This window comes from Polynucleobacter sp. 80A-SIGWE, assembly GCF_018882295.1.
GTDB lineage: Bacteria > Pseudomonadota > Gammaproteobacteria > Burkholderiales > Burkholderiaceae > Polynucleobacter.
Genome location: NZ_JACVOR010000001.1, coordinates 619,386 through 637,485, shown reverse-complemented (window position 1 = coordinate 637,485; position 18,100 = coordinate 619,386). Strand labels below are relative to the sequence as shown.

At 46.1% G+C, this 18,100-nt stretch carries 21 protein-coding genes; 10 read left to right on the top strand and 11 right to left on the bottom strand.

Annotated elements, in window-relative coordinates:
• Positions 1–54 precede the first annotated feature (54 nt).
• Positions 55–831, top strand: a complete 777-nt coding sequence (locus ICN25_RS03390; protein ID WP_255536659.1) for a hypothetical protein — start codon at positions 55–57, stop codon at positions 829–831.
• A 10-nt stretch (positions 832–841) separates the two neighbouring features.
• Here ICN25_RS03390 and ICN25_RS03385 read toward each other — a convergent pair whose 3' ends face one another.
• Genes ICN25_RS03385 through msrP form a run of 4 tightly spaced genes read right to left on the bottom strand, consistent with a single transcriptional unit; the run spans position 842 to position 3,944 of the window.
• A complete protein-coding gene (locus ICN25_RS03385; protein WP_255536658.1) occupies positions 842–1,807 on the bottom strand; it encodes an MBL fold metallo-hydrolase in 966 nt (321 codons plus the stop codon).
• Complete coding sequence (locus ICN25_RS03380) at positions 1,782–2,357, bottom strand: lipocalin family protein (RefSeq protein ID WP_216179020.1); 576 nt, start codon at positions 2,355–2,357, stop codon at positions 1,782–1,784. The genes ICN25_RS03385 and ICN25_RS03380 overlap by 26 nt, the downstream gene beginning before the upstream one ends.
• A 13-nt stretch (positions 2,358–2,370) precedes the next feature.
• Positions 2,371–2,958, bottom strand: coding sequence for a sulfite oxidase heme-binding subunit YedZ (locus ICN25_RS03375; protein WP_216179018.1), 588 nt, complete (start codon positions 2,956–2,958; stop codon positions 2,371–2,373).
• A gap of 23 nt (positions 2,959–2,981) precedes the next feature.
• Positions 2,982–3,944 carry a protein-methionine-sulfoxide reductase catalytic subunit MsrP gene (gene msrP, locus ICN25_RS03370; RefSeq protein WP_216179016.1) on the bottom strand — a complete coding sequence of 321 codons (963 nt, stop codon included), beginning with the start codon at positions 3,942–3,944 and terminating at the stop codon, positions 2,982–2,984.
• 167 nt (positions 3,945–4,111) lie between these two features.
• On the opposite strand from msrP, the gene ICN25_RS03365 reads away from it, so the two are divergent.
• Positions 4,112–4,759 (top strand): energy-coupling factor ABC transporter permease, encoded by a 648-nt coding sequence (locus tag ICN25_RS03365; protein WP_216179014.1) that lies wholly within the window; start codon positions 4,112–4,114, stop codon positions 4,757–4,759.
• Positions 4,760–4,827: 68 nt separating this feature from the next.
• On the opposite strand, the gene ICN25_RS03360 is transcribed toward ICN25_RS03365, so the two are convergent.
• Positions 4,828–7,062: an NADP-dependent isocitrate dehydrogenase gene (locus ICN25_RS03360; RefSeq protein WP_216179012.1), complete on the bottom strand. Its 2,235-nt coding sequence runs from the start codon at positions 7,060–7,062 to the stop codon at positions 4,828–4,830.
• A 251-nt stretch (positions 7,063–7,313) separates the two neighbouring features.
• On the opposite strand from ICN25_RS03360, the gene ICN25_RS03355 reads away from it, so the two are divergent.
• On the top strand, positions 7,314–8,516 hold the full coding sequence (locus tag ICN25_RS03355; protein WP_216179010.1) for an MFS transporter: 1,203 nt from the start codon (positions 7,314–7,316) through the stop codon (positions 8,514–8,516).
• Here ICN25_RS03355 and ICN25_RS03350 read toward each other — a convergent pair.
• A complete protein-coding gene (locus ICN25_RS03350; RefSeq protein ID WP_216179008.1) occupies positions 8,513–9,529 on the bottom strand; it encodes a DUF6352 family protein in 1,017 nt (338 codons plus the stop codon). The two genes, ICN25_RS03355 and ICN25_RS03350, sit on opposite strands and share 4 nt — an antisense overlap.
• Positions 9,530–9,604: 75 nt before the next feature.
• Here ICN25_RS03350 and ICN25_RS03345 point away from each other — a divergent pair, with 75 nt between their 5' ends.
• Positions 9,605–9,952, top strand: a complete 348-nt coding sequence (locus ICN25_RS03345; RefSeq protein WP_216179006.1) for an FKBP-type peptidyl-prolyl cis-trans isomerase — start codon at positions 9,605–9,607, stop codon at positions 9,950–9,952.
• Between the two features lie 77 nt (positions 9,953–10,029).
• Here ICN25_RS03345 and ICN25_RS03340 read toward each other — a convergent pair whose 3' ends face one another.
• Positions 10,030–11,013, bottom strand: a complete 984-nt coding sequence (locus ICN25_RS03340; protein ID WP_216179004.1) for a transglycosylase SLT domain-containing protein — start codon at positions 11,011–11,013, stop codon at positions 10,030–10,032.
• Positions 11,014–11,532: 519 nt separating this feature from the next.
• On the opposite strand from ICN25_RS03340, the gene ICN25_RS03335 reads away from it, so the two are divergent.
• A complete protein-coding gene (locus ICN25_RS03335; protein WP_216179002.1) occupies positions 11,533–12,552 on the top strand; it encodes a DNA/RNA non-specific endonuclease in 1,020 nt (339 codons plus the stop codon).
• A 4-nt stretch (positions 12,553–12,556) separates the two neighbouring features.
• Here ICN25_RS03335 and ICN25_RS03330 read toward each other — a convergent pair whose 3' ends face one another.
• Positions 12,557–12,796 carry a DUF3820 family protein gene (locus ICN25_RS03330; protein ID WP_215334436.1) on the bottom strand — a complete coding sequence of 80 codons (240 nt, stop codon included), beginning with the start codon at positions 12,794–12,796 and terminating at the stop codon, positions 12,557–12,559.
• Positions 12,797–12,943: 147 nt separating this feature from the next.
• On the opposite strand from ICN25_RS03330, the gene ICN25_RS03325 reads away from it, so the two are divergent.
• From ICN25_RS03325 to ICN25_RS03310, 4 genes are read left to right on the top strand one after another with little or no spacing between them, the layout of a single operon-like run.
• Positions 12,944–13,858, top strand: a complete 915-nt coding sequence (locus tag ICN25_RS03325) for a DUF6662 family protein (RefSeq protein ID WP_216179000.1) — start codon at positions 12,944–12,946, stop codon at positions 13,856–13,858.
• An 11-nt stretch (positions 13,859–13,869) separates the two neighbouring features.
• Positions 13,870–14,424 (top strand): FMN-binding protein, encoded by a 555-nt coding sequence (locus ICN25_RS03320; protein ID WP_216178998.1) that lies wholly within the window; start codon positions 13,870–13,872, stop codon positions 14,422–14,424.
• Positions 14,421–15,248: an FAD:protein FMN transferase gene (locus ICN25_RS03315; protein ID WP_216178996.1), complete on the top strand. Its 828-nt coding sequence runs from the start codon at positions 14,421–14,423 to the stop codon at positions 15,246–15,248. Before ICN25_RS03320 ends, ICN25_RS03315 begins: the two co-directional genes overlap by 4 nt.
• Positions 15,245–15,661: a hypothetical protein gene (locus tag ICN25_RS03310; protein ID WP_216178994.1), complete on the top strand. Its 417-nt coding sequence runs from the start codon at positions 15,245–15,247 to the stop codon at positions 15,659–15,661. Before ICN25_RS03315 ends, ICN25_RS03310 begins: the two co-directional genes overlap by 4 nt.
• Before the next feature lie 69 nt (positions 15,662–15,730).
• On the opposite strand, the gene ICN25_RS03305 is transcribed toward ICN25_RS03310, so the two are convergent.
• From ICN25_RS03305 to ICN25_RS03295, 3 genes are read right to left on the bottom strand one after another with little or no spacing between them, the layout of a single operon-like run.
• A complete protein-coding gene (locus ICN25_RS03305; RefSeq protein WP_216178992.1) occupies positions 15,731–15,943 on the bottom strand; it encodes a DUF2892 domain-containing protein in 213 nt (70 codons plus the stop codon).
• A 40-nt stretch (positions 15,944–15,983) separates the two neighbouring features.
• Positions 15,984–16,301 carry a metalloregulator ArsR/SmtB family transcription factor gene (locus ICN25_RS03300; RefSeq protein ID WP_251368695.1) on the bottom strand — a complete coding sequence of 106 codons (318 nt, stop codon included), beginning with the start codon at positions 16,299–16,301 and terminating at the stop codon, positions 15,984–15,986.
• Positions 16,302–16,314: 13 nt separating this feature from the next.
• The gene (locus tag ICN25_RS03295; protein ID WP_216178990.1) at positions 16,315–17,187 is read right to left on the bottom strand and encodes an MBL fold metallo-hydrolase; all 873 of its coding nucleotides are present in this window, start codon (positions 17,185–17,187) and stop codon (positions 16,315–16,317) included.
• Between the two features lie 66 nt (positions 17,188–17,253).
• Here ICN25_RS03295 and ICN25_RS03290 point away from each other — a divergent pair, with 66 nt between their 5' ends.
• The gene (locus tag ICN25_RS03290) at positions 17,254–18,078 is read left to right on the top strand and encodes a sulfite exporter TauE/SafE family protein (protein WP_216178987.1); all 825 of its coding nucleotides are present in this window, start codon (positions 17,254–17,256) and stop codon (positions 18,076–18,078) included.
• Positions 18,079–18,100 lie beyond the last annotated feature (22 nt).

Here is an 18,100-nt window from a genome sequence, read left to right as displayed (position 1 = left end):
ACATTGCTGCGGATTTTTACTCACCACCTAATTTCCCTAGCTCTTCTGGGATTAATGGGGTCAGCTTTGGCCGATGAAAGCAAATTCTCAGGCGGATTTTTAGACCTTGAGAAAGCTTCTGATCAGTACTCTAGTCAACGAGTTCTCGAATTTTGGGGATACCACAATACCTTCGGAGAGCAAACTCAAAGCGACACCCTGAAACTGCGCTACTACCAACCTCTACAGCTTGATCAATGGCGGGGCACATTGCGCTTAGATACCTCCTATGTATCTGCTTATGGGCCACAACTTCCAGAGCAATCATCTGGAACCTATAGCGCGGGTAACACCATGCTTACCGTCTGGGGAAACCATCCTAGCATTCTAAAAAATTGGGAAGGCACTTTGGGCGGTCGAATCATCTTTCCATTTGGTAATTATGGGCAGTGGGCAGCTGGACCTCAGATAGGGACCGTATATGTTCCCAAAGAAGGATCTGGCTCGCGGCTCTCAGATTTTTCACCACTCTTGCGATATATGTACGGGTTTAACACCAAAGGCAATTCATTTGCCAATAATTCCAACCAGCCACCTTTAGTTCGCAATCTGAATATTTTTCCAACGCTAGGATTTAACATCTTTACCGATACTCAAATTCGTTTTTGGGATGAAAACGGGATTGCGTGGAATACCGGTGGAGGCGGCGGCTGGTTTGTGCCAATTGATGCCATGGTGACTCATCGACTCAATAAACACTTCTTATTTGCGGTGGGCGCTAGTAAACAGATAGTGCAGAGCTATCCTGTTTATGACTGGTCTTTTTATGGAAAGCTATCGTTTAATTTCTGATTAAAAGAAGTTAATCAAGATTGATGAGATGATCCTTCTCGATAGTTGCAGCTTTAGATTTCACTAAAGCCTGCACTAACCAATCTTGAAATCCCTCTATATCGAGATTCATTTGCTGTCGAATACCTTCCATTGCCGGCGTAGCCGAAATCCACTGGTGAACCTTTGCCAAATCCTGATTGCGCCATTCCAATAATTTGTATTTTAGGAGCACCTTAGCCCCATGACGGGCATTGCGATCGGCATCACTTGAGAGGTAATCCAGGCGGGATTTAGCTGTCTCAATAGACTTCCTTACATCAGTAAAAGGTTTACCATGCCCTGGAATAACCAAGGCAACCTGAAGCCCTTCAATCAGTTCTAGCGTCTGCGCCACCTCTTCAAAGCCACCCTCGCCCCAGAGCTCAGGAAAGATGACTCCAAAGCCCTCCTCCCACAGCGCATCCGCAGAGATCAAGATTTGATGTTGCTCTTGGTACAGCATGACTGAATGGTTGTCGTGACCAGGAGCCGCAAGAATTTGCCAGCGATACGGGCCTAGGATAATTTCTTCGCCAGGCAGCAAGAGGGCATGATGATCAAAGCGTGGGCACTCCTGCCCTAATTGTTGAAAACTAAGTAGGCTCTCATCCCAGTTTTGCACAGCAATTGCCTCGGCTTCTGGTATCCAGATCTCACAATCAAATCGCTCTGATAGAGCCGCATTGCCACCACAATGATCTGAGTGCAAATGGGTGTTAACTACTTTATTAAGCGCTTTCAAGCCATGCTGCTTAAGGGCGCTGATGACTAAATCAACCGTCATCTGTTGATGGGCACAGTAGCCCGTATCAACCAAGGAAACATCATCATTACCAAAAAGAAAAATATTGTTTGCTGATAACCACCCGCGTTCGAAGATATCGATTCCGGGAGGCAGCAAGTAATTGCCGATTCGCTTTTCAGGCACGTTAATTTTTCTGAGGAGTGAGCTCAAGCTTTTGAATGTCGAATTGCTGCTGCTTCAAGCGCTGTAATAATTCCGCATAGACTTTAGGATCAAGCTGAGGAGTTCTTGATAAAACCCAAAGATACTCTCTTCTCGGATCACTTACAGCCGCCACCTGATATTGCGGATCTATATCGATCACCCAATAATCACCCCATACCATCGGTAGAAATGAAAGCCACTCTGGCGCAAAGCGTACTTCTAATTTTGGGGAATCCTTAGCGCCAATTTGACGAGCCAAGCCCTCCGCCTCTGAAGTCTCTCCGCCAGCAGTTTTGCAGCTATTGAGCACTCGAAGATTGCCATCTGGTTTAGCGGTATATACAGCCTTGGTATTCGAAACGCATTTTTTCTGAAACCAGTTCGGAAACTTGGCAATCTCATACCAAGTTCCTAAGTATCGAGGGACATCTAGAGAGGCTATAGTCTTCACTGCTTGGTCGGCTTGCTGAGCTGTGGCCTGCGACGATCCTAGGCCAATCAGCAGCGCGCCCAATATCGAAATAAGTGAAACGCGAGAATGTGAAAACAGGGTCATAGATGGGGTGATGTTAAGTGATGAATTGCTTGCTCAAGAGCTTGCGGATATGAGGAATCCTACAACATAACAGCAATAGCAAAACGATTGCATAAATTGTCACAGTATCAAGATCATTCTTACCTGCCTTATGCCACCAATAGTGCAAGATCACGGTGCAAGCAATGAAATAGATCAGTCGATGAAGTTGCGCCCAACGACGGCCCAGCTTTCTTTGGGCCCAATGGGTAGAAGTTAAGGCTAGTGGAATTAGCAACACAAAGCTAATAAAGCCCATAGTGATAAATGGCCGCTTCACGACATCTTTCAGCATCCCCGCTAGATCGAAATCTTGATCCAACCACAGCCAAATACCAAAATGCAGACAGGCATAGAAAAAACTGAACAGGCCCAACATTCTGCGATACCGAATCCACATTACTGAATTTGTGAGCAAACGCAATGGCGTCATCGCCAGTGTCAAACATAGGAACACTAGCGCCCATGTACCGGTTGAACGTGTAATGAATTCTATGGGGTTGGCGCCCAGGCTATCGGTAAAGCCTAGCCAGATCAAACGATCTAAAGGTAGTAGCGCCAATAGAAAAATCAGTAACTTCATCAAGCTTTACTTATCACGTAGCCTTAATAAAACTTCTTGAGGTCCATCCCCGAATACATGCTTGCCACTTGATCACCATATCCATTAAACATTTGGGTTTTAATTTTGGGAGTAAAGACACCCTTAGGGTCGCCAATACGCCGCTCGGTAGCCTGACTCCAGCGCGGGTGATCCACCAAAGGATTGACGTTGGAATAGAAGCCGTATTCCCTTGCGTCGAACTGACTCCAGCTCGTCTTGGGCATTTCTTCTGTCAAACGAATTTTCACAATCGACTTAGCGCTCTTGAAGCCATACTTCCAGGGCACCACAATGCGTACTGGAGCACCATTTTGCTTTGGCAGAGTTTCGCCATAAAGACCAAAGGTCAATAAAGTCAATGGATTCATTGCCTCATCCAAGCGCAGACCTTCGCGATAAGGCCATTCAATAATCTGACTCTTGAGTCCTGGCATTTGCTTACGATCCGCCAAGGAAATAAATTCGACATACTTGGCAGAACCCAAAGGCTGAACCTGATTCAGCAACTTAGATAAAGAGTAACCATCCCATGGGATGACCATCGACCAACCCTCAACACAGCGCATGCGATAGATGCGCTCCTCCATCGGGGCAAGCTTGAGTAATGCATCAATATCCAAAGTCACTGGCTTTTTAACTAAACCTTCAATCGTTACTGTCCATGGACGCGTTTGCAAGCTCTCAGCATAAGCAGCTGGATCTGACTTGTCTGTTCCAAATTCATAGAAGTTGTTATAGCCAGTCACATACTTATAACTAGTCGACTCATCCTTCAGAATAAAGTTTGGGTTCGGTGTAGCGAGTAGCTTCTGTGGATTACTAGCAAGAGCCTCGCGCGAAAACCAGGGCGCAAGTGCGAGCCCAAAAGCGCCAGCAGCAGCACTTTTAATCAAGTCACGACGTCCCTCAAAAACTGCCTTGGGGGTAATTTCCTGAGAAAGTAGTTTTGGATCATTTAGGTTCATATCAATATCTCTTAAGATGGATGTCGCTCTTCATGATGAATATGGATCATTCTCCTACGCCTAGGGATTTATTGCTGAACCTCTGTTTAGCGAATAGGGTTAAATCCAATACCCTCAAGTAAGAGAAACGAGTTAAATCGGGTTTTTACCCCTTTTATGAGGCCGCTATGGCTTGGATTTTGTCAGCAACCTCCATTTTCTTATTGGGCATCTATAAAAGCCGTCATGGCGTCTTACTGCAACCGCGCCTAAGAAATATATTTATCTCCTGCATCCTGCTATTAGCGCTTGCCTGGAATATTCGCGCCCATCTCCCCAATAGCAATATCGATAACTTGATCGATCTCTCTTTTCACTTTTTTGGGGCCTCACTCCTAGTTGCCTTATTTGGTTTCTGGAGCGCTATAACCCTTCTGTTCATCGTCGCCTTAATTGGGGTGTTTGGCATTAGCGGAGATTTAGTGGAAACCTCAAGACACTACCTATTAGTCAGCGTCATACCGGCACTCATTGCTTGCGGTGTTATGAAGGCAGTTCAACGACTCCTACCCAAGCATTTATTTATTCTCATCTTGGGCAATGGTTATTTGGCTGCATTCATTAGCACCTTTGCAACCGGTTTACTGATTTACGGCTTGCAGCAGTATTTTCAAATAACCTCATTTGGAACCAGCGATCCTTTGGGCTGGTTTTTAGGCTTGCTTGTACTCTCCTTTATGGAGGGCTCACTATCTGGGATGCTACTGGCTATCCTCCTTGTATATAGACCGCAGTGGGTCAGTACTTATCAAGAAGAACGGTATATGAACGCCTAAGTATTTCAGCTGCGCACAAGAAAAAAGGCAAACCGTGTGGTTTGCCTTTTTTGTGAAGCTAACTCAGCTTAAGCTGCTGCTTTTTTCAAGATGTCATTCAATGTAGTGCTTGGGCACATCACTGCTTTGAACTTGGCTTGATCAGGCATAAAGTAGCCACCAATATCAGCTGGCTTGCCTTGTACTGCCTTGAACTCAGCAACAATCTTTTGCTCATTCTCGGTCAAAGCTTTTGCAATCGGAGCAAAGTGAGCTTGTAGCTCTTTGTCTTCGGTTTGCGCAGCCAAGGCTTGAGCCCAGTACATTGCCAGGTAGAACTGGCTACCACGGTTATCCAACTCACCAGTGCGTGGTGATGGTGACTTATTGTTGTCTAACAATGTACCGGTTGCCTCGTCTAGAGTGCGAGCCAAGATTTTCACTTTTGGATTATTGGTTTTATCGCCGATATCTTCTAATGAAACAGCCAAGGCCAAGAACTCACCTAAAGAATCCCAACGTAAATGGTTTTCTTCAACCAACTGTTGAACGTGCTTAGGAGCAGAGCCACCCGCACCAGTTTCGAAGAGGCCGCCGCCAGCCATCAATGGCACGATAGATAACATCTTGGCGCTAGTACCAAGCTCCATAATTGGGAACAAGTCAGTAAGGTAGTCACGCAAAATATTACCTGTCACAGAGATCGTATCTTTACCTCGGATGATGCGCTCTAACGTAAAGCGCATTGCACGAGTCTGAGACATGATCTGAATATCTACACCAGTTAAGTCGTGATCTTTCAAATAGGCTTGAACCTTCTTGATCAATTCGGCTTCGTGCGGACGGTACTCATCCAACCAGAACACTGCTGGGGTGCCAGATAAACGCGCGCGGTTGACTGCCAACTTGACCCAGTCACGAATCGGTGCATCTTTAACTTGGCACATACGCCAGATATCACCCTCTTCAACGTTCTGCTCGAGCAATACTGTGCCGTCATCCGCAACAATGCGGGCTACACCAGCTTCAGGGATCTCAAAAGTCTTGTCATGTGAGCCATACTCTTCTGCCTGCTGAGCCATCAAACCCACGTTTGGCACTGTACCCATCGTTGTTGGGTCGAAGTTACCATGAGTCTTGCAGAAGTTAATCATCTCTTGGTAAATACGGGCAAAGGTACTTTCTGGAATAACTGCCTTGGTGTCATGCAAACGGCCATCAGCACCCCACATCTTGCCGCCAACACGAATCATGGCTGGCATAGACGCATCCACAATCACATCGCTTGGTGAATGGAGGTTGGTAATACCTTTAGCAGAATCCACCATCGCCAATGCTGGGCGGTGCTCATGACAGGCGTGTAAATCTTGAATGATTTCTTCGCGCTTAGATTCTGGCAAAGTTTTAATCTTGTCGTACAAGCTGCTCATACCGTTGTTTGGATTAACACCCAACTCTTCAAACAACTTGGCATGCTTTTCAAATGCGTCTTTATAGAAAATCTTGACTGCGTGACCGAACACGATTGGGTGCGACACCTTCATCATGGTTGCCTTCACGTGCAAGGACAACATCATGCCAGTCTTGTAAGCATCTTCGATTTCTTTTTCGTAGAACTCGCAGAGTGCTTTCTTGCTCATGTACATGCTGTCAATAATTTCACCAGCAAGCAAAGAGACTTTTGGCTTAAGAACAATTGTCTTGCCACTCTTTGTTACCAAATCCATCTTCACATCGCATGCCTTAGTCATAGTCATTGACTTCTCACCTGCGTAGAAGTCGCCACCATGCATGTGGGATACGTGTGTACGGGAGGCTTGACTCCACTCACCCATCGAGTGTGGGTTCTTGCGGGCATAACGCTTAACAGCATTAGGCGCACGGCGATCTGAGTTACCTTCGCGCAATACTGGGTTTACCGCACTACCCAAGCACTTGGAGTAACGAGTGCGGATTGATTTTTCAGCATCGTCCTTAGGATCTTCTGGGAAATCAGGGAGCTTGTAGCCCTTGGATTGCAATTCTTTAATGGCGGCGAGCAACTGTGGAACTGAAGCGCTGATATTCGGCAACTTAATGATGTTGGTATCAGGCAATAAAGTCATGCGGCCAAGCTCAGCCAAATTATCAGGAACCTTCTGCTCAGCAGTTAAACAATCAGAGAACTCTGACAAGATACGTGCCGCAACAGAAATGTCGCTCTCTACAACCTGTACTCCAGCTGGAGCTGTAAAAGTACGAATGATTGGTAAAAATGCACAGGTCGCCAATAAGGGCGCTTCGTCTGTCAGCGTGTAAATGATCTTTGATTTCTCTGAAGCCATTGATGTTTCCTCGATATGGATAAATATTAGGGCCCGGTCTTATACCGAACCACTCTCGCATTCCGCACGCAACACTTCAGGCGCTTTTGGCTGTCTTGGGTGTAATTTCACGCACTGGACCGAGACATCTATTTTAAATCATCGACCCCGGCAATTTGAGGGCTTTTAGGCACCAAATTGGCTGAAGTTGGCCAATTTAAGGGAATCCACCAAGCCAACCCCCTATCCACTTACAACGTAAACTGCGATACATGAGCAACAAGCACCCCCTACTCAACAAAAACCTCGTACTGTTGATTCTCTGCCAGGGCTTGTTTTTAACCAATAATGTGACCTTTATCGCCATTAACGGCCTAGTTGGGCTCAGTCTAAGCCCAGTTGCCTGGATGGCTACCTTGCCGGTGATGGGTTACGTTGTAGGCGGAGCATTCTCGACCTCGATTGTGGCCAAAACCCAAAATTACTTTGGCCGGAAGATTTCCTTTCAACTAGGTCTATTAGTAGCCGTCTTTTCAGCACTCCTTTGCGCCTATGCCGCCATTACTAAGAACTTCTGGCTTCTCGTGCTTGGCACCTTTATTGCGGGCTACTACAGCGCCAATGGGCAGCTCTATCGATTTGCGGCTGCTGAGCTAACCGTTGTCAGCCAGAGGGATAAGGCGGTCTCCTGGGTGTTGGCTGGGGGAATCCTTGGCGCTGTCATAGGACCCAACCTTGCCTCATGGACGAAAGACTTCTTTGATACCGCCTTTCTGGGCGCTTACCTCACCCTCTCGATAGCGGGCTTCATCGGGATCATCGTGATGCAGTTCATCCATTTCCCAGAAGAATTCAAAACCCAGCACTCACTTTCTGATGGCAGAGATCTAAAGACCATTCTTCGCCAACCCGTCTTTATGGTTGCCGTGATTGGCGCCTCTCTGGGCTATGGTGTCATGAACCTGCTGATGGCGGCTACGCCACTGGCCATGCAGATTTGTGGGCTACCCTTTTCTGAGACGGCACTGGTATTGGAATGGCATGTGATTGGTATGTTCGCTCCTGGATTTTTTACTGGCTCACTCATTCAGCGCTTTGGCACACTCAAGATCATGGGCGTTGGAGTGATCCTCAATCTCCTGTGTATTGCAATTGCACTTTCCGGAACCGATTTACATCAATTCTTAATCGCACTATTTTTATTGGGTGTTGGTTGGAACTTTTTATTTACCGGCTCCACCTCATTGGCGATGACAGCTTACCGCCCAGAAGAACGTGACAAAGCTCAGGCAGCAATTAACTTCTTTGTGTTTGGCACTATGGCCTTCACTTCATTTGGATCTGGTGCGCTCATTACTTCGCAGGGCTGGAACATCCTGAACTTCGGATCACTACTCCCCGTAGCCGTTACAGCGGGTGCATTAATTTGGCTTAGCGCTAATCGCAAGAAGACTAGCGCAGCCTCTGCTACTTAGGAAGCTTTAGCTAGGGGTAAATTGAAGAGCAAGTTTTGCGGCTTCAGTTTGAGCTGCTTTTCATCGTTCATGGCAATGCCCATGTAGACCGGCTTTCCAGCCTGAGACTGGGTAACAGCAGCCTCATCAATAAAGTCTAGACGGAATAAACAAATCACCTTCTCAAGCTCATCAGAGTCAACTGGCTCTTTGTTATAGAGCTTATTCAAGATATCGGTTGCAGCAGCATCTAGGCCAACATGCCAAGACCACTTAGGATCGGATATTTGCTGCATTGGAGTGATGCGTACCTGGGCACCTAAAAAGTGTTGCACCCATTTTTCGAGAACGCGGCAAAAATGATTGATGGGTGGCTGACCAAAATTGAGCTGAACCGCAAAATCATGATCTTCATTCTTCTCCCAATACAGATCAGCATTTTCTTCATGCAATACATCCAAATCAATCGAGCGCATGGACATGGACTTACTCTTCAGAAGATCGAGAATATTGCCAGTCTCGCCGGCTTGCGCATTGCGAGTTACAACCTCATCATCCGCGCCCATCACAACGCCGTCTTCTAGTACGGTAATCTTTTGAGTCCGGAAGAAAATCTCACCCATACGTGCATCTAAAGGATGGCAATCTTCACCCAAGATATGTCGAATAAATATTTGCGCCAGCTGAGAAATGAATAACGGCGGTACATCTACGCCATCACCTTTGAACAGACTCATATAGAAGTTTTCTAAAGAGCTAGCCGCCAATAGCTTAGCTCGATATCTCAACCAAACTTGATAGTTCACTTGAATATCCGGATCCGACATGGCGGTAATTTCTTGATCTGAAATAGCTGCTCGAGGGTTCTCGTTTAGACGCTGATGTAGGGCACGCTCTGCATCGCAGGATTCAGGAACGAGGTTTAACTCCGGGCGCAATAAGTAGGTGCGCAGAAAATCATCGGTCACCTGCAGCTGATTGTCCGAGCCAACCGCAAGGGTTTTATACGCAGAATGGGGCCAAAAGTTTGTCATGTTAGTTTGCTCGAACAAAAAGATTACGCTCAGAATATACTAGCCCTTCAATTTCAGCCAAAGAGGAAGATAAACGTGAGCGAACTCCAAAAAATAGATACCGTTGTTGGTGATGGCAAAGAAGCGACAGCCGGCAATCATGTAGACGTACATTACACCGGATGGTTGTTTGACGACAAAGCCCCCGATCACAAAGGTCAGAAGTTTGATAGCTCGCTGGACCGCGGCCAACTGTTTAGCTTCCCTCTGGGTGCTGGCCATGTAATCAAGGGCTGGGATCAAGGCGTACAAGGCATGAAGATCGGCGGTAAACGCACTCTCATTATTCCTTCTGAGATGGGCTATGGCGCACGCGGCGCTGGTGGCGTTATTCCCCCAAATGCAACCTTAGTATTTGACGTAGAGCTACACGGAGTAAATTAATTCCTCACTGGCATCTGCAAGTAATAAGGCCACTCGATGAGTGGCCTTATTTTTTACCTGGGGAAAAACTACCGACCTTACGAACGCAAGTCTTTTCCGTTCAAGGTTAATTTATTTTGCACTGCTGGCTGACACAAGCCAATCAAACGATTTCTTTCGGCCATCACCTTATCAGCATAGCCACCATCAGTCTCTGCATTTGCAGCACCAACGTAATATTTCAAGCCATTGCGCAATGAGCCGCTAGTGGCAATCAAATATTTCAAAATATAAGCACCTACGCGAATATTCACCTCAGGCTTAACAGCATCAGTAGCGCCACCATACAAAGCATATTTATCTTTATGAATGGTAGTCATCACCTGCATCAAACCTTCGGCACCAGCCTGACTTTTAGTCAGCGGATTAAAGTTCGACTCAACAGAAATGACGGCAAGCAACAAAACTGGATCAATGTTGACTTCTTTTGCAATCAATACCGTATTGGAAACATATTCCTCAATCTTGGCACGATCTAACTTGTACTTCTTCTCAAAGAAGTCAGCAACTGCACGTTGATTCTGAATCGATACCATCAACTTTGAATCGAGCGCCTGCGGATCGATTTTCGAAGCCGGGATGCGATCTGATAAATGAGAAATCGGCTTTACCTGGGCATGAGCCACTGAAGGCATCAAGAGAGCAACTGTTTGCTGCTTGGCGCTCATGAGGCCGCTATTAGGGCTGACCGAAGCCTTTCCGTAGATCACATTGGCGATTTCTTTATCTGCAATGGCCTTTGGGGTTTCTTCTTGGTACTGATCGAGCATTCCAAAACCGTTTTGCCACACCATATGGCGCGCTTCATCGGGAACCAGGATACGAGCTAAATCAAAAGCGCCTGCTTGAGTTCCATTGCCGGAGAGCCAGAGTCCCACGATCATGAAAACAGTCACGATCAATAAACCATTCATCACCCGATACACAGGTGACAGTGCATGAGCTAACAACTCTTTAGCGTTAACCGTTGCTGGTTGCGCTAGTTGTAAGTCACTCGAATTGGTAGAAAAACATTTAATCATTCATGGTCTTGCAGCACACCGAAAATTAAACTTCTAATTTATGTTGCGATGCAATAAGTAAAAAACATGAGCCATCCTAAGAAGGTTCTTATATCAAGTCAAGAATAAAGGACTCTATTTCCATAACTTTTAGGTCTCGAAATAAGGATGATCCCTAACGAAGTCCCTAATTTTCATATTTAATCCTTTAAATTCAATGAGTTAAATAAGTTAGTGGGGACTTATTTCATATAATAAAAAAGTGCTCAAAATCCAACTTTTTTACTATTTTTCAACTTCCAAAGAGCTGCCCAACCCATACATCTAGTATTCCACCGGGCAGGATTTTCTACCAGTAGTGTTCTGATAGTCCTTCCTATCAGTTGAGACTCTTGCAATTTTTGCGCCTTACGAGGATGTAAAGCTGCGGTGCAAAACGTCTCTACAGCCTCATCCACACTAGCTCTACAGCTAACTTAAATGCCTGATAGACGAAAAACTTTTACTTCTTGATAGCGCCACTCATTACACTGACATGCAATGAAATTCCTGGTCAAACCACTCTTACTTAGCCTACTTTGGCTACCGCTCAGTGCGTTCGCCCTCTTCGATCAATGTAAAGATCTGTTCCCGGCCCAGCAAATACCGACAACGACTCAGGTAGGACGAGACCTTTGCTTCGACGATTTTGCGATCTACTACTCACCTTCAGATAAAAAACCCATCTACACCATTGAGAAACTCAATGGTGAACAGCTCCAAGCGCCTCACCCCCGACGTACCAATCAGTTTTATGAAGAGGCCAGACTACCTTTTCATGAACGCGCCCTACTGGCAGACTATCGCGGCAGTGGATATGACCGTGGCCACAACGTGCCAGCTGGCGATATGACAAGCGAAAAGGGGATGGCGCAGTCGTTCTCATTGGCAAATATGATGCCGCAGGCTAGGCAAAACAATCAGGGTATCTGGGCAAAACGGGTTGAAGAGCCCACGAGGATGTACATCAAGCGGGCGCAAGGCGATGTGCATGTGTTTACTGGATCGGTTGGTAATGCGGGCAGCATTGGCAAAAGCAGAGTCACTATTCCAAGCCATCTATATAAGTTGGTCTATGACCCCAATAAAAAATTAGCTTGGGCTTATTGGGTTGAGAATGCTGACGATGCACAAATGAGCGCACCAATCTCCTATGCTGATCTGATTCAGAAAACCGGGATCGACTTTCACTTACCAGTTGAGAGCGCCGAAAGTAAGTCAATCAAATCGGCTACGAAGGGCGCACCAGCACCCAAGCAAGTAGTGGGCGGCTGGTATACGGTCTTTTTTGACCAATACTCATCTGAGAAGGTGGCGGCACTCGTCTCCAATATCAAGTCAGGAAGGGTTGCCAGCATAGAGCTTCAATATGATCGCAACCTCAATTTGGCTCAAAGTCTAGCGAAAGAGATTGAAGCGCAGAGCTCAATCGTGGTCACACTCTCGCAAAGCAGTCCGCCGGATTCGCCTAATGTGACTTATGAACGCAATCGCGTCATCGCAATAGTACGCACTAAATAAATTATTACCCCTGCGTGCGGGGAGCAATTCCATGGGCCCGCTGAATGGGCGCCAACAAGCCTCGTAATCCATTGTGATCTAGGGTATGCATTAGCTCCAGGAGTTGGCCAAGCTCGCCCTTAGGAAAGCCTTCGCGAGCGAACCACGCCAAATAATTACCAGGCAAGTCCGCAAGTGCGCGACCAGCATGCTTGCCATAAGGCATCTTCATTGTGACTAGCTTCACAAGGGCTTCTGAATCCATAGGCATGAATCTTACAAGCTTGGCATTCACCCCGGGCAAATCTCAACACCTAGGCACATAGGGTCATTTTCTCAATTGAGAATTATTCTCATTTACTGTATATTGCGAATCATTCTCATTTACTTTTATTCACCAAACCACCTCACTATGAAAATGACCATTAAAAGACTTGTTGCCTTTAGCATCCTATTAGCCACTGCCTTGCACTTCTCATTCGCCAATGCGGGTGAAGGTGCATTTGGATGGATTTACACCCTAGATCTACAACCAAAAGGAAAGCTCGAGCTTGAGCAGCGCTTGCAACTCAATAAACAGCAAGCTGCTGGTACCTACGATGCATGGACAGCGAGAACCGAGTTGGAATATGGCCTGACCAATGATTTGCAAATTGCCGGTTACATCAACTCCTACTACACCAACGCTAATCAGAACTACACCAATCCAGAAGCTTGTGGTGATAGCCCAAGTTGCACTGGTGGCTACGGAGTGCCATCAGGCCATGACCCCTCAACTCCTTACAGAAAGAGCGGCATTGAGGGTGGGTCCTTGGAAGCCATTTATCGACTGACCAATCCAGTGACATCACCTGTTGGCGTTGGTTTGTATTTAGAGCCCACCTGGGGAAGAAACAAAGATGAAATTGAAGCTCGCCTACTCTTGCAATCTAACTTCATTGACGATCGATTGGTTTTGGCAGGTAACGTAGTTGTAGCAAATGAACGCCTAAAGTTTATTGAGAATGGCAATGTACCTGAATCGATGCTCGACTTTCTGGTTGGCGCTAGCTATCGATTCGCCCCCAAATGGTCTGCTGGTGTTGAGGCTCGCTTCCACAACGACTATTCAGAATTGAATTTACGCAATCAAGTACAACGCGCCACCTTTGTTGGGCCAAACATGCACTACGCAGCAAAAGACTGGTGGTTTACTGGTGCTTGGCGTTATCAACTGAAGGGTGGCAGCTGCATGGGCGGCGGTGAAGCCGAGTGCTCCAATGCCCGAGTTTGGGATAGTCACTCTGTCAATGAATTCATTGTCAAAGTTGGATTTCCGCTCAACTAAAGAAAAAGATGATGAACTGGAAACTTAACCCTCTATTAATAGTTGGTCTTGCTGCAACAACAGCACCGATCGTAGCGCAAGCCAAGATTTACGTATCAGTGGAGCAAGCGCAAAAGATACTCGTACCCAATAAACCGCTTGTCAAAAATTCCATCATCATTACAGATGAACTTCAAGACAAAATGCGTTCGGCTTCAAGCGTTCGCCACCCCTTTCAAGGAGATCGCATCTGGAAGGCGGCGGATGGAAGTTGGTTCATCGTAGATGAGGTAGTCGGTAAACACGAAATGATTACTTATGCCGTAGCACTAAGTCCATCGGGGGCAGTCACCGGCATTGAGATCCTGGAATATGTTGAATCCTATGGCTACGAAGTAGCGGAAGCCCAGTGGCGTAAGCAGTTTGTTGGCAAAACGGCAGTGGATCCCATTAAGCTTAATCAGGACATTCAAAATATTGGTGGCGCCACCCTCTCCTGCAAACATCTTACTGATGGCGTCAAACGTGTTGCAGTGCTTTATGACATTGCACTCAAAAACCAATCCCAAGCACCCAAAGCAAAATGATTCGCTGCAAACCACTCTTAGGTACCTTTGTTGAAATTTCAACTGAAGATGAAGAGCATTCACTTCATGCAATAGAGAAGGCATTTGTAGCCATTGAACAAGTTCAAACCCTGATGGGCTTTCATGATCCTGACAGCGAGCTTTCTCAAATTAATACTAGATCCCATTTAGAGCCGATTCGTATTCACTCCTGGACAGCTGAGGTGCTAACCATTGCCAAAGAGATTTATGTTGAGTCTAAAGGCATATTTAATTGTGGAATTGGCCATCGCTTGGTAGAGGCAGGTCTGCTTCCAAGGCATGTCAGACTGGATGATCACTCATTCGGAGGCATTGAAGATCTTCGCTTTATTGAGTCAAACTTGGTTCAATCTAAGCTTCCACTCTGCCTTGATCTTGGTGGCATTGCCAAAGGGTATGCAGTTGATAAGGCGGTAGAGGCTTTACTTGCTAACGACATCCCATCTGGCTCGGTCAATGCTGGTGGTGATATGCGCGTCTTTGGAAATTGCACTCAGGATATTCAAATCCGAAATCCGAGGAAGCCTCTGGAGTTAATTCAGATTGGCAGTATGAAGTTAGGTGCTATTGCGACTAGTAGCCTCTACTTTTCAAAGCGCGACGCGGATGCCAAAAGCTATATGGTCAACCCCCTCAATCAAGAGCATATTGAGTTTTCGGAGTCTTACTCAGTCATAGCTAATGATTGCGTCTATGCCGATGCCTTAACAAAGGTAGTCAGCATTTCTGGCAACACCCAACATGCTTGCTTGAGCCATTTCTCTGCCCAAGCCATCAAAATTCCTCACGTCACCACCTTATGAAAAATACCAGTCGCCTTGGCAAGATGCCGGCATGGCAAAGACGCTTCGTACTCATTGGTATGTTGAGCTGCTCACTTACCGGTACAGCCTATTTACTCGGACACGAATTTCATATTCAAGGCGCTGCATTGGGCGCTCACTCTGTATTGATGTGGCATGGCATTGCCGCAATGATGGCTACGATGGCTTTGGGTTCGGTCTTGCCCTTTCACCTCAAGGCGGGCCTAAAGTCTAAGGGGAAGTTGTGGAGCGGATTAAGCCAATTGGCTTTTTTAGCTACTTTATTGATATCAGGCGCCTTGTTGTACTACGGCCCCGAAGAAATTCGAGATGGTGTTATCACAACCCACTGGGTGATTGGCCTTGCATTCTTTGCTATCTTTTTATTACATGGTGTTTATGCAAAAAAGTAGTCCCCTCAAATAGAAATAAGGCGCATTGAGTTTTATTGCTCAATGCGCCTTAATCAAACATTGGAAAACTTACTTACAGCAAGAATCCTTATCGCAAGATGCTCCACAAGAATTAATCCCCAACAATGGATAAGCTGGGCAGAAACGGAAAATACCCGTAGCTAATGGAATTAGTCCAAGCCAGCCCCACCAGCCTACGATATCGTTAGCTGCAAGTACTACCAGCACAATACCTACCGAGATTCTTAAGATACGATCGATACCACCAACGTTACATTTCATATTGAACTCCCTTTAAAAACGATTAAATAATTCTTTACCATTACTTCTTACAGTAGTGCTTGTATAGCAAGCTCATAACTGCTACGGCGACCTGGCTTGATAGCGAGTAGTAAATTTGCTTACCCTCTCTACGTGTTTTAACCAGCTTTTCCTTACGTAATACGGTTAGCTGCTGGGAAAGGGTTGGCTGATGCAAATCTAATGCAGCTTCTAGCTCACCAACGCATTTTTCTGCTTGGCCAATTTCACATAAGAGCATCATGCGATCACGGTTAGACAAGACCTTCATGAGCTTGCAAGCATCATCTGCTGATGACTGCATCTTTTTTAACTCTGCTTTTGAGATAGGCATATTCATTGTCATCTCACAATCAGAGTGCGTTTAAAGGAATTTTTAGGTACGCAATGCCATTGGTTTCTGGCTCAGGAAAATGCCCAGCCCGAATATTCACCTGAATAGAAGACAAAATTAATGTTGGCATTTCCAAGGTTTTATCTCGCGCTGTACGCATCTGTACAAATTGATCCTCAGTGACACCATCATGCACATGAATATTATTTGCCTTCTCATCAGCAACGGTAGTCACACCCATGGCTGGACGATTATTTGGCGGGTAGTCATGGCACATATACAGCTTGGTCTGGCCAGGGTAAGACAAGATCTTCTGAATCGAGCGATAGAGTGTCTTCGCATCGCCACCAGGAAAGTCACAGCGAGCCGTACCGACATCCGGCATAAACAAGGTATCGCCCACAAAAATTGCGTCACCGATTTCATATGCCATGCAAGCAGGAGTATGGCCCGGTACAAAAAGTGCTTTCAAAGAAAGATTTCCAAAAGCGAGTGACTCACCCTCTTTAAGTAAGTAGTCAAACTGGGCGCCATCAGCTTTAAAGCGATCATCCAGATTGAAGACGCCTTTAAACACGGTTTGGACATTGGTGATGTGATCCCCAATCACTAATTTACCGCCCAAGTGGCTTTGCAAGTAAGGGGCAGCAGTTAAATGGTCTGCATGGGCATGGGTCTCCAAAATCCAACTTACCTGAAGCTTATGCTCTTTAACAAAAGCAATGACCTCATCAGCTGATTTGGTGCTGGTTCTGCCTGACTTAGGATCGTAGTTCAATACAGAGTCGATGATGACGCATGGGCTAGCATCGCTTTCATAGACCACATAGGTATAGGTCCAAGTTTCTGGATCAAAAAAGTCCTTAATTAGCGGGGTTTGCTGTGTGCTCACAATTTTCTTTCGATTGAACAAATATTATATATATTTATATACTATATTAACCTAAAATAAATTGCAATGGACTACTCAACCCTCATCAGCCCAGCACTAGGAATCCTAGTAGGCGTACTTATGGGCCTCACCGGCGCTGGGGGCGGCATTTTGTCAGTTCCTTTGCTAGTCTTCTTTCTGGGGCTCCCTATTGCAGAGGCAGCTCCAATTGGGCTGTGTGCCGTTGCCCTAGCATCTAGTGTTGGAGCCATTCTGGGGCTAAAAAATAAAATCTTGCGCTACAAAGCAGCAGGTTTCATGGCCCTCTTTGGTTTGGCGCTATCACCTCTAGGTCTTTGGCTTGCTCCACAGATCCCAAATGCACCTCTACAGATTCTGTTTAGCTTGATTCTCTTGTATGTAGCTGTCCGCTTATTAAGCCAAGCTCGCAATCAAATTAATGGTGTACCCGAAGCAAGCAGAAAGCCACCACCCTGCCTAATGAACCCTGCCGTTGGAAAGCTCCAATGGACCCTACCCTGCGCACGTGCACTGATGTTCGCCGGCAGCATTGCAGGCTTCTTATCTGGATTACTCGGTGTTGGTGGCGGCTTCATCATCGTCCCAGCACTGAAACGCTACACCGATTTACCAATCAAATCGATTGTTGCTACCTCACTCGGTGTTCTTGCAATCATCACTGGTGGAGGTGCGATTTTCTCGGCAGCTTCTGGCAGTCTCAATGTATTGGTAGCAGCACCATTCTCGCTGGCAGCTTTAGGAGGTCTGTTGATTGGACTCCTCCTGGGTAAAAAGTTAAGTGGTCCGCATACTCAACTCATTTTCTCGCTCTTCACTTTAGCAATTGCAATTAGCCTGTTCATTAAAGGTGTGCTAACTTTGAATCCGTGAAACGACCGCTTCTATCTTTTCT

What these genes read in the sequence shown, in the direction of transcription:
- ICN25_RS03365 (WP_216179014.1), top strand. Translation starts at nt 4,112, where the DNA reads ATGGCTTGGATTTTGTCAGCAACCTCCATTTTCTTATTGGGCATCTAT.
- ICN25_RS03305 (WP_216178992.1), bottom strand. Translation starts at nt 15,943, where the DNA reads ATGAAATGTAACGTTGGTGGTATCGATCGTATCTTAAGAATCTCGGTA.
- ICN25_RS03335 (WP_216179002.1), top strand. Translation starts at nt 11,533, where the DNA reads ATGAAATTCCTGGTCAAACCACTCTTACTTAGCCTACTTTGGCTACCG.
- ICN25_RS03380 (WP_216179020.1), bottom strand. Translation starts at nt 2,357, where the DNA reads ATGACCCTGTTTTCACATTCTCGCGTTTCACTTATTTCGATATTGGGC.
- ICN25_RS03360 (WP_216179012.1), bottom strand. Translation starts at nt 7,062, where the DNA reads ATGGCTTCAGAGAAATCAAAGATCATTTACACGCTGACAGACGAAGCG.
- ICN25_RS03315 (WP_216178996.1), top strand. Translation starts at nt 14,421, where the DNA reads ATGATTCGCTGCAAACCACTCTTAGGTACCTTTGTTGAAATTTCAACT.
- ICN25_RS03330 (WP_215334436.1), bottom strand. Translation starts at nt 12,796, where the DNA reads ATGGATTCAGAAGCCCTTGTGAAGCTAGTCACAATGAAGATGCCTTAT.
- ICN25_RS03390 (WP_255536659.1), top strand. Translation starts at nt 55, where the DNA reads ATGGGGTCAGCTTTGGCCGATGAAAGCAAATTCTCAGGCGGATTTTTA.
- ICN25_RS03325 (WP_216179000.1), top strand. Translation starts at nt 12,944, where the DNA reads ATGAAAATGACCATTAAAAGACTTGTTGCCTTTAGCATCCTATTAGCC.
- ICN25_RS03300 (WP_251368695.1), bottom strand. Translation starts at nt 16,301, where the DNA reads ATGAATATGCCTATCTCAAAAGCAGAGTTAAAAAAGATGCAGTCATCA.
- ICN25_RS03290 (WP_216178987.1), top strand. Translation starts at nt 17,254, where the DNA reads ATGGACTACTCAACCCTCATCAGCCCAGCACTAGGAATCCTAGTAGGC.
- ICN25_RS03340 (WP_216179004.1), bottom strand. Translation starts at nt 11,013, where the DNA reads ATGATTAAATGTTTTTCTACCAATTCGAGTGACTTACAACTAGCGCAA.
- ICN25_RS03350 (WP_216179008.1), bottom strand. Translation starts at nt 9,529, where the DNA reads ATGACAAACTTTTGGCCCCATTCTGCGTATAAAACCCTTGCGGTTGGC.
- msrP (WP_216179016.1), bottom strand. Translation starts at nt 3,944, where the DNA reads ATGAACCTAAATGATCCAAAACTACTTTCTCAGGAAATTACCCCCAAG.
- ICN25_RS03355 (WP_216179010.1), top strand. Translation starts at nt 7,314, where the DNA reads ATGAGCAACAAGCACCCCCTACTCAACAAAAACCTCGTACTGTTGATT.
- ICN25_RS03375 (WP_216179018.1), bottom strand. Translation starts at nt 2,958, where the DNA reads ATGAAGTTACTGATTTTTCTATTGGCGCTACTACCTTTAGATCGTTTG.
- ICN25_RS03310 (WP_216178994.1), top strand. Translation starts at nt 15,245, where the DNA reads ATGAAAAATACCAGTCGCCTTGGCAAGATGCCGGCATGGCAAAGACGC.
- ICN25_RS03320 (WP_216178998.1), top strand. Translation starts at nt 13,870, where the DNA reads ATGAACTGGAAACTTAACCCTCTATTAATAGTTGGTCTTGCTGCAACA.